Source organism: Streptomyces sp. NPDC032822 (assembly GCF_055578825.1).
In genome coordinates, this window is record NZ_JBVIOL010000008.1 from 413,553 (window position 1) to 425,588 (window position 12,036).

General features: G+C 72.1%; 9 protein-coding genes. 4 read left to right on the top strand and 5 right to left on the bottom strand.

The genetic code is table 11. The annotated features are described in order from the left end of the window. Positions 1-2: 2 nt before the first annotated feature. From ACZ5VD_RS24760 to rsmH, 4 genes are all read right to left on the bottom strand, one after another. Complete coding sequence (locus tag ACZ5VD_RS24760; protein ID WP_468549412.1) at positions 3-1,532, bottom strand: UDP-N-acetylmuramoyl-L-alanyl-D-glutamate--2,6-diaminopimelate ligase; 1,530 nt, start codon at positions 1,530-1,532, stop codon at positions 3-5. Between the two features lie 184 nt (positions 1,533-1,716). After that, positions 1,717-3,684 carry a peptidoglycan D,D-transpeptidase FtsI family protein gene (locus tag ACZ5VD_RS24765; protein ID WP_468549411.1) on the bottom strand — a complete coding sequence of 656 codons (1,968 nt, stop codon included), beginning with the start codon at positions 3,682-3,684 and terminating at the stop codon, positions 1,717-1,719. 5 nt (positions 3,685-3,689) lie between these two features. Beyond that, on the bottom strand, positions 3,690-4,286 hold the full coding sequence (ftsL, locus tag ACZ5VD_RS24770) for a cell division protein FtsL (RefSeq protein WP_468549410.1): 597 nt from the start codon (positions 4,284-4,286) through the stop codon (positions 3,690-3,692). 55 nt (positions 4,287-4,341) lie between these two features. Next, positions 4,342-5,301: a 16S rRNA (cytosine(1402)-N(4))-methyltransferase RsmH gene (gene rsmH / locus ACZ5VD_RS24775; RefSeq protein ID WP_468549409.1), complete on the bottom strand. Its 960-nt coding sequence runs from the start codon at positions 5,299-5,301 to the stop codon at positions 4,342-4,344. Positions 5,302-5,721: 420 nt separating this feature from the next. Here rsmH and ACZ5VD_RS24780 point away from each other — a divergent pair, with 420 nt between their 5' ends. The 4 genes from ACZ5VD_RS24780 to ACZ5VD_RS24795 all read left to right on the top strand — a co-directional run bounded on the left by ACZ5VD_RS24780 (position 5,722) and on the right by ACZ5VD_RS24795 (position 11,310). Continuing rightward, positions 5,722-6,270 (top strand): beta-class carbonic anhydrase, encoded by a 549-nt coding sequence (locus ACZ5VD_RS24780; RefSeq protein ID WP_468549408.1) that lies wholly within the window; start codon positions 5,722-5,724, stop codon positions 6,268-6,270. Between the two features lie 248 nt (positions 6,271-6,518). Next, the gene (locus ACZ5VD_RS24785) at positions 6,519-7,556 is read left to right on the top strand and encodes an AAA family ATPase (protein ID WP_468549407.1); all 1,038 of its coding nucleotides are present in this window, start codon (positions 6,519-6,521) and stop codon (positions 7,554-7,556) included. After that, positions 7,556-8,920 (top strand): DUF58 domain-containing protein, encoded by a 1,365-nt coding sequence (locus ACZ5VD_RS24790; protein WP_468549406.1) that lies wholly within the window; start codon positions 7,556-7,558, stop codon positions 8,918-8,920. Before ACZ5VD_RS24785 ends, ACZ5VD_RS24790 begins: the two co-directional genes overlap by 1 nt. Beyond that, positions 8,917-11,310 carry a transglutaminase TgpA family protein gene (locus tag ACZ5VD_RS24795; protein ID WP_468683311.1) on the top strand — a complete coding sequence of 798 codons (2,394 nt, stop codon included), beginning with the start codon at positions 8,917-8,919 and terminating at the stop codon, positions 11,308-11,310. Before ACZ5VD_RS24790 ends, ACZ5VD_RS24795 begins: the two co-directional genes overlap by 4 nt. Before the next feature lie 271 nt (positions 11,311-11,581). On the opposite strand, the gene ACZ5VD_RS24800 is transcribed toward ACZ5VD_RS24795, so the two are convergent. Beyond that, complete coding sequence (locus ACZ5VD_RS24800) at positions 11,582-11,986, bottom strand: DUF3040 domain-containing protein (protein ID WP_468549404.1); 405 nt, start codon at positions 11,984-11,986, stop codon at positions 11,582-11,584. Between the last annotated feature and the right edge of the window lie 50 nt (positions 11,987-12,036).

A 12,036-nucleotide genomic window follows, 5' to 3' on the forward strand; every position in this document is an offset into this window, starting at 1 on the left:
GTTCATCCCTGGGTCTTCTGGATAGCTTCGCGAAGCACCTGGCGGTCGTCGAAGGGACGGACCACCCCGGCGATGTCCTGGCCCTGTTCGTGGCCCTTGCCCGCGACCAGCACGGTGTCCCCGGGCTCTGCGCGGGACACCGCGGCGACGATCGCGGCGGCCCGGTCCTCGAAGACCTGGACCTCGCCGCGCTCGTGTGCCGGTACGGAGGCCGCGCCCTGGAGCATGGCGGCGAGGATCGCGAGGGGGTCCTCGGAGCGGGGGTTGTCGGAGGTCAGTACGGCGGTGTCGGCGAGCCGGGCCACGGCGGCGCCCATCGGCAGCCGCTTGTTCCTGTCCCGGTCGCCGCCGCAGCCCAGCACGACGTGCAGCCGGCCCTCGGTGACCTTGCGCAGGGCGCGCAGGACCGATTCGACGGCGTCCGTCTTGTGGGCGTAGTCGACGACCGCGAGGTAGGACTGTCCGGCGTCCACCCGCTCCAGGCGCCCCGGCACGCCCGGCACGGCGGCGATGCCGTCGGCGGCGGTCTGCGGGTCGAGGCCGGCGGCGGCGAGGGCGACGATCGCGGCGAGGGTGTTCGCCACGTTGAAGGTCCCGGCCAGCGGCGACCTGGCCGTGATCCGCTCTCCCTCGGGGCCGAGCACGGTGAACGTCGAGTCCATGGGCCCGACCTGGACGTCCGCGGCCCGCCAGTCGGCGTCGGGGTGGCCCTCGGCGGAGAAGGTGACGACCGGGACGGTGGCCTCCTTGGCCAGCCTGCGCCCGTACTCGTCGTCGAGGTTGACGACCCCGAGCCTGCTGCGTTTCGGCGTGAACAGCTGCGCCTTGGCCCGGAAGTAGTCCTCCATGTCGGAGTGGAACTCCATGTGTTCCGGGCTGAGGTTGGTGAAGACGCCGATGTCGAAGACACAGGCGTCGACCCGGCCGAGGACCAGGGCGTGGCTGGAGACCTCCATGGCGACCGCCTCGACCCCGCGCTCGCGCATGACGGCGAACAGGGCCTGGAGATCGGTGGCTTCGGGGGTGGTGCGCTCCGACTTGATGCGCTCGTCGCCGATGCGCGTCTCGACGGTGCCGATGAGACCGGTGTTGCGGGTGGTCTTCAGTCCGCCTTCGACGAGGTAGGCGGTGGTGGTCTTGCCCGAGGTGCCGGTGATGCCGATCTGGAGCAGGTCGGGGCCGGGATGGCCGTAGATCGAGGCCGCCAGTTCGCCCATCCCCGCGCGCGGGTCGTCGACCACCAGGACCGGCAGGCCGGTGGCGGCGGCGCGCTCGGCGCCCGTCGGGTCGGTCAGCACGGCGACCGCGCCGAGGCTCGCGGCCTGGGTGACGAAGTCGGCGCCGTGCAGACGGGCGCCCGGGAGGGCGGCGTACAGGTCGCCGGGGCGGACGGCGCGCGAGTCGTGGGTGATGCCCGTGACTCCCGCGGTGTCCGCCGGGGTCCCCGGCTGCGCGGCACCCAGTTGATCGGCGAGTTCCGCGAGAGGTGTGGCGGAGATCTGGACCGGCCTGGGCGGTCCCGGATATGTCACGGGTGCGCCCTTCTGGGTGGTTTGGGACTGATCAGGGTGTGGCACGGCGGTGAGCGTACCGGGCGCACCCGCCTCGGAGCTAAATAGGGGCCGGGGTGCGCCCTGGTTGCCGGAATCGGGGGTGATCGTTGTCACGAGCTGGTTCCTGGGGGGTCCGTGCTGAACAGAGGCTGAACAGAGCTGGTCAGGGTGTGAAGGTGACCGGAAGGTGCGCGGGCTTGGCGCCGGTGGGCGGTACCTGGAGGGTCTTGAGGGCGAACTCCATCACCTTCTTGTAGACGGGTCCGCAGATCTGGCCGCCGAAGTAGCTGCCCTTGGTGGCGTTCTGGATCGCGCAGTAGACGGTGACGCGGGGCTTGTCGGCGGGGGCGAATCCGGCGAACGACGAGGTGTAGCCCTTGTACTTGCCGGTGGCCGGATCCACACGGTTGGCCGTACCCGTCTTGCCCGCGACCCGGTAGCCGGGGATGCGCGCCTTGGTGCCGGTGCCCTCCACGTCGTCCACGACGGACTCCAGCATCTGGGCGAGGGTCTTGGCCGTCTTCGCGCTGACGACCCTGGTCTCCTTGGGCTGTGCGGCCGGCGTGAAGCGTCCGTCGGGGCCCTTGGTGCCGCGCACCAGCGAGGGTTCGACGCGTACGCCGCCGTTGGCGATCGTCGAGTAGACGGACGCCGCCTGCATCGCGTTGAGGGACACGCCCTGGCCGAAAGGAATCGTGAACTGCTGCGAGGTCGACCACTTGTCGGGCGCGGCCAGGATGCCCGGTGTCTCGCCGGGGAAGCCGAGTCCGGTGTAGCTGCCGAGGCCGAACTTGCGCAGGTACTTGTAGAGGACCTGGTTGGCCTCGGACTGCGTCCTGCCGAGCTGGCCGGTGGCCAGGATGGTGCCGATGTTGCTGGACTTGGCGAGCACGCCGTTGAGCGTGAGGTACCAGGTCGGGTGGTCGATGTCGTCCTTGAAGAGCCGGTCGCCGCGGTGCAGCCGGTTGGGCACGACCACATGGGTGTCGGGCGTGGCGGCCTTCTCCTCCAGTACGGCGGCCATCGACATGACCTTCGCGGTGGAGCCGGGCTCGTACGCGTCCTGGAGGGCCGCGTTGCCCATGTTCACGGAGCTGGCCGTGGACAGGTCGTTCGGGTCGAAGCCGGGCGAGTTGGCCATGGCGAGGATCTCGCCGGTCCGGGTGTCCTGCACCATCACGTAGCCGCGGTCCGCCTTGGACTCCGCGACCTGCTCGGTGATCGCGTTCTGCGCGGCCCACTGGATGTCGCGGTCGATGGTGAGTTCGACGTCGCTGCCGGGGACGGCGGGCGTCTCGGTGGAGCCCACGGTCGGGACCTGGCGGCCTCCGGACTGGGCGTAGCGGATCTTGCCGTCCTTGCCGGCCAGCAGCTTGTTCAGCTGCTGCTCGACGCCGCCGCCGCCCTTACCCTCGGCGTTGACCCAGCCCAGTATCCCGGCGGCGAGGTCGCCGTTCGGGTACACGCGCTTGCTGGTGGGCACGGAGAGGACGCCCGCGAGGACGTTGACCGTGCCCGGGTCGGTCTCGGCCTTGGTGGCCAGGGCCGTCTTCAGGTCCTTGATCTGCTTCCAGACCTGCGGGGTCTGCCGGTTGGCGAGCACGGCGTAGCGGCTGTTCCTGTTGGCGGGCCTGAGCTTCTTGACGATCGCGTCCTGGTCCTGGCCGAGGATCGGGGCGAGCAGCGCGGCGGCCTGCTCGGGGCCGTCGTCGATCTTCAACTGCTTGCGGTTGAACAGCGTGGGGTCCGCGGTGATGTTGTACGCGTCCTCGCTGGTCGCCAGGGCGATGCCGTCGCGGTCGGTGATCCCGCCGCGCTCGGCGGCCAGGGTGTAGCCGACGTACCGGTTCTGCTCGGCCTTGGCGGCGTAGGTGCTCGCGTCGACGGCCTGCACCTGGAGCAGGCGTACGACGAAGGCGATCAGGACGAGGGTCAGCGCGAGGCCGACCATGCGCAGCCGGGGGCGTGGGCTGCCCAGCCGGATGACCTTGGGGGCCGCGGGGCGGGGCACCGCCGGGCGGCGGGCGGGGCGGGCGCCGGGGCCCGGTCGCCGTCGGCCGTCCGGGCGGGCGGCGCGTTCGGGGCGTGCGGGTCCTGGCACGCGGCGGCGCGGCGGTTCCCTGTCGGACACTTCCGTCACCTGCCGGGAGTCGGGGTCGTGGGGAGCGTGGACGTCGTGGAGGTGGTGGGGCTCTGGGCGGGCGGGACGGGCTCCCCGAGCGGCTGCACGGGTTCGGGTGCGGCGGGAGTCGGTGTGGGCGTCGGCGCCTCGGCGGACGGCGTCGGGCTCGGGTCCGTGGCGGTGCCGATGGCCTCGGGGGCCAGGACGAGCGGCGTGCGCGCGGAGGCCTGTTCGGCGCCGGAGGCGGGGCTCGGTACGCCCTTGACGGTGCCGTCCGGGTCCAGGAAGGCCGGGTCGCCGCCGGGCACCATGCCGAGCTCGCGGGCGCGGCGCTGGAGGGCCTCGGGGGCGGAGTAGGCGTCGATGTCCCGCTGCAGCGCCTGTTGCTCGTCGGTGAGGCTCTTGGTGTCCTTCTGGAGGTCGTCGAGCTTGAACGACCCTTCGCTGAGCGCCGAGTTCAGCACCAGCAGCCCGATGAGACCGCCGCCCAGGAGCAGGACGACGAGCAGGACGAAGGGGGTGCGGGCCGCCGCCTGCCCGGAGCCCGCCGATCCTGGGAAGAGCCGCGCGAGACGGGCCGCCCTCCCCCTCAGCCGGGGTTTCCCGCTCACTCGGCCTCCCCCCGACTCTGGTCCGTCCACGCGTATGCCCGCCCCTGCGCCTGACTCACTCGACGTCCTCCCTGATGCGCTCGGCCCCGCGCAGTCGCGCCGGGGCCGCCCGCCGGTTCTCGGTGACCTCTTCCTCGGTGGGAAGTTCGGCACCACGGGTGAGCAGCTTGAGCCGGGGCTGGTAGCGCTCGGGCACGACGGGCAGCCCGGGCGGGGCGGTGGTGGCGGCGCCGGCCGCGAAGACCTGCTTGACCAGCCGGTCCTCCAGCGAGTGGTACGACAGGACGGCGATGCGCCCGCCGACGTCGAGCGACTTCACCGCGGCCGGGATCGCCCGCTCCAGGACGGAGAGTTCGCCGTTGACCTCGATACGCAGGGCCTGGAAGGTGCGCTTGGCCGGGTTGCCGCCGGTGCGCTTGGCGGCCTGGGGCAGCGAGTCGCGGATCAGCTCGACGAGCCGCGCGCTGTGGGAGAACGGTTCCCTCTCCCGCTCGCGCACGACCGCGGACACGATCCGCTTGGCCTGCTTCTCCTCGCCGTACGCCCGCAGGATCCGGACCAGTTCGCCGGGCGGGTAGGTGTTGAGGACCTCGGCGGCGCTCATGCCGGTCGTCTGGTCCATGCGCATGTCGAGCGGGGCGTCCTGCGCGTAGGCGAAGCCGCGGTCGGCCTCGTCGAGCTGCATGGAGGAGACGCCGAGGTCGAAGAGGACGCCCTGGACGCGCGGGGTGCCGAGCCGGTCCAGGACCTCGGGCAGTTCGTCGTACACGGCGTGCACGAGGGTGGCGCGCTCCCCGTACGGTGCGAGCCGCTCGCCGGACAGGCGCAGGGCTTCCTTGTCGCGGTCCAGGGCGACCAGCCGGGCCTCGGGGAACCGCTCCAGCAGGGCCTCGCTGTGGCCGCCGAGCCCGAGGGTGCAGTCGACGACCACCGCTCCCGGCCGCTCCTGAAGGGCGGGGGCCAGCATGTCCAGGCACCGCTGGAGCATGACCGGGACGTGTCGACTCTGGCTCAACTGGCCCTCTCAGGTCCGGCACGGGCGCCGTACGCACCGCCGGGTTCCCGCCCGCTCGTGAAGGGATGCCTGCCGGCGCCGAAGGCGTCAGCCGACCGGGAGCGGGAGGAGGCCGAGCCGTACGTACGCGCCGCGCACGTGGGGAGAGCTCCGGAAAATCGCCGGGGTCTCCGGGGAAATCAGTCCGCAGGGAGACCTCGCCTCCCGCTTCGCGTCACTTTAGTCCACGGTGTCGCGCGGTCAATCAACCGGCCTGCGCGTCGCGGACCCGGGTAAGGATCAAGCGGCGAATCCGGAGAAATCACCCTCTCGGCTCCCCTGGCGCCACCCGTGTGGGTTAGCTCACAACAAGACTCATTGATGTTCTTTGTCCTCTCTCACAGCGGGCCCGGATCGGACGTGACCAGTACCGTCATGGGTATGACGACTTCCGCATCGGTTCCCGCAGGTCCCGAAGCCGCCATAGCCACCGGCGGCACCGTCACCGACCGCCTCGTCGAGGCGAACGAGCGGTACGCCGCCGCCTTCACCGACCCGGGGATGGACGCCCGTCCCGTGCTGCACGTCGCCGTGGTGGCCTGTATGGACGCCCGCCTCGACCTGCACGACGCGCTCGGTCTGGAGCTCGGCGACTGCCACACCATCCGCAACGCGGGCGGTGTCGTGACCGACGACGTGATCCGCTCGCTCACCATCAGCCAGCGCAAGCTCGGCACCCGCAGCGTGGTCCTCATCCACCACACCGGCTGCGGCCTGGAGGCGATCACCGAGGACTTCCGCACCGACCTGGAGATGGAGGTCGGCCAGCGCCCCGCCTGGGCCGTGGAGGCCTTCCGGGACGTCGACCAGGACGTGCGGCAGTCGATGCAGCGGGTGCGCACCTCGCCGTTCCTGCTGCACACCGACGACGTGCGCGGCTTCGTCTTCGACGTGAAGAGCGGCCTGCTGCGCGAGATCGACCCCGCATGAACCTCACGTAGCCGCCCGCCGTACCTGTCGTTTGGCTGTTGATTTCGGCCGTCGGGACCCCCAAAACAGCGTAAGACCCGACATAGTGCAGGCAGTTGTCCACAGTCGAGTGACACGAATCGGTAACGGCAGCAAGAATGCGGTTGTGGCGTCACGCGGAACTTTTCACGCGTGGTGTCCGTGTTTCGGGGTGGGCCGGTCACGCATCGAGCGAGTCGGCCTGGAAAGAACGGGCCGAGGAGGGCCGGGTGACGACCTATGACGATCGAGCGAGCCTCACTGATCTGACCGCCACTGTGGAGCGTGTCCGCAGTTCCGTGGAGGGTGTGATCGAGGGCAAGCCCGAGGTCGTACGGCTTTCGCTGACCGTACTGCTCGCCGAGGGACATCTTCTGATCGAGGACGTCCCCGGTGTCGGCAAGACCATGCTGGCCAAGGCACTGGCGCGTTCCATCGACTGTTCGGTGCGACGCATCCAGTTCACGCCCGACCTGCTGCCCTCGGACATCACGGGTGTGTCCATCTGGGACCAGCAGCGCCGGGACTTCGAGTTCAAGCCGGGTGCGATCTTCGCGCAGATCGTGATCGGCGACGAGATCAACCGGGCTTCGCCGAAGACCCAGTCCGCGCTCCTGGAGTCCATGGAGGAGCGGCAGGTCACCATCGACGGGCAGACCTACGAGCTGCCCAGCCCCTTCATGGTGGTGGCGACCCAGAACCCGGTCGAGATGGAGGGCACCTACCCGCTGCCGGAGGCCCAGCGCGACCGCTTCATGGCCCGGGTCTCCATCGGCTACCCGAGCGCGGAGGCCGAGCTGCAGATGCTCGACATCCACGGCGGGGCGAGCCCTCTGGACGACCTCCAGCCGGTGGCGCACGCGCACGACATCGTGAAGCTGATCGACGCGGTCCGCGGTGTCCATGTCGCCGACACGGTCCGGCGGTACGCGGTGGACCTGGTCGCCGCCACCCGCACCCACCCCGACCTCAGACTCGGAGCCTCCCCGCGCGCGACGCTGCACCTGCTCAGGGCGGCGAAGGCGTCCGCCGCGCTCAGCGGCCGGGAGTACGCGCTGCCGGACGACGTGCAGGCGCTCGCCGTCGCGGTCCTGGCCCACCGGCTGCTGCCGACCGCCCAGGCCCAGCTGAACCGCCGTACGTCGGAGCAGGTCGTGCAGGAGATCCTGCAGCACACCCCGGTGCCCGCGGCCGCGCCCCAGCCGGGCGGCATGGGCCTCGGCCGCTCCACACCGGCGTACGGCCAGCAGCCGCCGCGGAGGCTGTGATGTCCGCCGTGGCGCCCGGACACGCGGAGCCCGACCGGGGCGACAAGGGCGGTGTGCGCACGGCCCTGGCCGGCCTGACCACCCGTGGCCGCTCCTTCTTCGCGGCCGGGATCGCCGCGGCCATCTGCGCGTACGTCCTCGGGCAGAGCGATCTGCTGCGCGTCGGACTGCTGCTCGCCGTACTGCCCCTGACCTGCGCCGCCGTGCTCTACCGCACGCGCTACCGGGTGGCCGGCAGCCGCCGCCTCTCCCCCGCGCGGGTGCCCGCGGGCAGCGAGGCCCGCGTCCACCTGCGGATGGACAACGTCTCGCGGCTGCCCACCGGCCTGCTGATGCTCCAGGACCGGGTGCCGTACGTCCTCGGCCCCCGCCCCCGCTTCGTGCTGGACCGGGTGGAGCCGGGCGGTCGCCGCGAGGTGTCCTACCGCGTCCGCTCCGACCTGCGCGGCCGCTATCCCCTCGGCCCGCTGCAGCTGCGCCTGACCGACCCGTTCGGCATGTGCGAGCTGACCCGCTCCTTCTCGACGTACGACACCCTGACGGTGATCCCGCGCGTGGAGCCGCTGCCACCGGTGCGGCTGACCGGCGAGGCGAAGGGGTACGGCGACGGACGCCACCGCTCGCTCGCCCTGGCCGGCGAGGACGACGTCATCCCGCGCGGCTACCGCTACGGCGACGACCTGCGCCGCGTCCACTGGCGCTCCACCGCCCGCTACGGCGAGCTGATGGTGCGCCGCGAGGAACAGCCCCAGCGCGCCCGCTGCACGGTGCTCCTGGACACCCGGGGCCTCGCCTTCCTGGGCGCGGGCCCCGAATCGGCTTTCGAATGGGCGGTGTCGGGCGCCGCGTCCGCCCTGGTGCACATGCTCGAACGAGGCTTTTCCGTACGACTGTTGACGGACACGGGGAACTCCGTGCCCGGCGAGGGCGCCGACGGCTTCGCGGGCGCGAGCCAGGAGACGGCGGACGCGGCCGGGCTGATGATGGACACCCTCGCGGTGATCGACCACTCGGACGGCACCGGTCTATCGAGGGCCTACGACGTACTGCGCGGCGGGAACGAGGGACTGCTGGTGGCGTTCTTCGGCGATCTGGACGAGGAACAGGCCACGGTGGCCGCCAAGATGCGGCAGCGCAGCGGCGGAGCGGTCGCCTTCCTGCTGGACAGTGCGACCTGGGTGCGGGAACCGAGCGATGTGGCCGGCCCGTCGGACCGGAGCGGGGAGCGGCTGCGGATGCTGCGTGAGGCGGGCTGGACGGCCCTGAGCGTGCCGCGCGGCGCCGCGCTGGACGAGCTGTGGCGTCAGGCGGACCGGGACCGTACGGGTGTCGGCGCGGCCGGTGTCGGGGAGGGGTCGGCATGAGCGGGCGGGCACGACTGGCGCTGTTCGCCTGGGGGGCCACGCTGATGGCGGCGTGCGCCCTGCTGCCCCTGGTCGAACCGGTCACCTGGATCGTGCAGGCGGCGTTCCTGCTCGGGGTGCAGACGGGTGTGGGCGCGGCGACCCGCCGGGTACCGCTGGCCCGGCCGCTGACGGTGGCGGCGCAGGCCCTGGTCACGCTGATGATGCTGACGCTGGTCTTCGCCCGCGAGCAGGGCTTCCTCGGAGTGTTCCCCGGTCCGGACGCCTTCGTGCGCTTCTCCGACCTGTTGCGGCAGGGCACGGACGACATCGCCCGGTACGCGATCCCGGCCCCGCTGGAGTCCGACGGCATCCGGCTGATGATCCTCGGCGGTGTGCTGGTGATCGGGCTGGCGGTGGACACCCTCGCGGTGACCTTCCGCAGCGCGGCCCCGGCCGGGCTGCCGCTGCTCGCGCTGTACTCCGTCGCCGCCGGGCTGTCCGACGGCGGCGCCGACTGGCTGTGGTTCCTGGTCGCGGCGGCCGGCTATCTGCTGCTGCTCCTGGCCGAGGGACGCGAACGGCTCTCGCAGTGGGGGCGGGTCTTCGGCGGGGCTCCGCGTACGCCGGGCGGCGAGTCCGGCGGGCCGGTGGCCCCGGTCCGCACCGGCCGCCGTATCGGCATGGTCGCGATGGGCGTGGCCCTGGTGGTCCCGCTCGCGCTGCCCGCGATGAACGGCGGTCTGCTGGACGCCGCCGGCGCGGGCGTGGGCTCCGGCAACGGGGGCGGCGGCACGATCTCCGCGGTGAACCCGCTGGTGACCCTGCGGGACAACCTGAACGTGGACGAGGACAGCCAGGTCCTGTCCCTGAAAACCGACGACAACACGGACGTCTCCAGCCTCTACCTGCGGATCGTGTCCCTGGACGACTTCGACGGCACCACCTGGAAGCCGTCCAAGCGATCCATCACGGCCGTGCCGGACGGCTCGTTCCCGACCCCGGCCGGCCTGGGCCCGGACGTCAAGCGCACGGAGATCGAGACCATCGTCTCGGCGTCCCGCGACTACGCGCAGAACTGGCTGCCGATGCCGTACCCGCCCAGCGGTGTGCGGGTCAACGGCAACTGGCGCTACGAGCCCGAGGGCATGACGCTGGTCGGCGACCACGGCCAGACCACGCGCGGGGCGACGTACGAGGTGAAGAGCCTGGAGGTACAGCCGACGGCGGAGCAGCTCGCCTCGGCGCCGGCGCCCTCCCCGGCCCTGAAGCGCGAGTTCACCAAGCTGCCGGACTCCCTGCCGGCGGTGGTGGCCAGGACCGCCCGCGAGGTCACCTCGGACGCCAAGAACCCCTATGAGCAGGCGGTCGCGCTCCAGGACTACTTCGCCGTGACCGGCGGCTTCGAGTACGACACCCAGGTGCAGGTCGGCAGCGGCTCGCAGGCCATCGCCCGCTTCCTCCGGGACAAGCAGGGCTTCTGCGTCCACTTCTCCTTCGCGATGGCGGCGATGGCCCGGTCCCTGGGCATCCCGGCGCGGGTCGCGGTGGGCTTCGCGCCGGGGTCCCCGCAGGCGGACGGTTCGGTGTCGGTGGGGCTGAAGGACGCCCACGCCTGGCCCGAGCTGTACTTCGAGGGCGTGGGCTGGACCCGCTTCGAGCCGACTCCGAACCGCGGTTCGGTGCCGTCGTACACGCTGCCGGACTCCTCCGGCAGCACGCTCCCGGACGTGGCGCTGCCGTCCCGGGCCGCGTCCACGGCCCCCTCTGCGGCACCGTCGGCGAGCGAGAGCTGCACGGCCGAGCAGAAGAAGCTGGAGGCCTGCGAGAGCGACGCCCCGCAGGCCGCGGCCGGGGGTGGCGGTGACGGCCCGAAGTGGTGGGTGGCGCTGCTGTGGGCCCTCAGCGGACTCGCCGTGCTGGCACTTCCGTCGGCGCCGATGCTGTGGCGGCTGCGCATGCGGGCCGTACGGCTGGGCGGGCACGGCCGTTCCGAGGCGGACGCGCTGCCGCACACCCTGGCGGCCTGGCAGGAGCTCACCGACACGGCGTGGGATCACGGGATCCCGCCGGACGAGTCGCAGACCCCGCGCAAGGCGGCTGCCCGGATCGTCCGGCTCGGGCATCTCGATCCCCCGGCCGCGGCGGCGGTGCACCGGGTGGCGGACGCCGTGGAACAGGTCCTGTACGCGCCGCGGCCCCGCCCGACGGCCGGGCTCGCGGAGGACGTCCACCAGGTGATCGGCGGACTGCGCGGCACGGTCGGCCGGGGCACGAAACTGCGGGCGGTTCTCGCCCCGCGTTCCACCGCACGAGTGGTGTGGGCCCTGTCGGAGTGGTGGACGGGCGTCAAGGCCCGCGCGGCGGCGGCCCGGCCGACCCTGCGCAGGCCGTCGGGTCAGCAGGGCTGAGGCCGGCCGGGCGGCCTCCCGGCCGGCCGGAGCGGACGCACGGTTGCATGGACTGCGGGGCCTCAGATCGAGTGTGACTCGATCTGAGGCCCCGCAGTCCATGGCCCGGCCCTGTGCCCTGCTCTCGGCAGTCGGGGCAGTCGGGGCAGTCGGCGTCCGGGGCAGGGCCGTCCAGCGCTGTTGGCCGTCGCCCGAACGAGGGCGTGCGTGAGGGGGTGACCACCCGTCCGGTGGTCACCCCCTCACGCGGAAGCGAGAGCTGTGCGTCGCGCTATTGGCCCTGTTGGTCGTCGCGGCGCTTCTGCCAGCGCTGCTCGATCCGGTCCATCATGGAGCGCCGCTGCCGTCCCTGGCCGCGGCCCTGAGGGCCGGTGGCCGGGCCTCCCGCGGGTTGTTCGCCCGGCTTGGGGGCCTTGCGCCAGCCGGTCACCGCGAGCACCGCACAGCCCAGCATGACGAGGAAGCCCACCACGCTCAGCCAGACCTGCTTGGCGACCATTCCTGCCATGAGGAGCGCGATACCCACGAGGAAGCCCGCGACCGCTTGGTAGACCCGTCGCCGGGTGTACGTGCGCAGCCCGCTTCCCTCAAGCGCTGTCGCGAACTTGGGATCTTCGGCGTACAGCGCTCGCTCCATCTGCTCGAGCATGCGCTGCTCGTGCTCCGAGAGCGGCACGGAGTCCTCCTCATCGTGCAGTCGCCGGGGCGACCCGGGGGGTCCCTTCA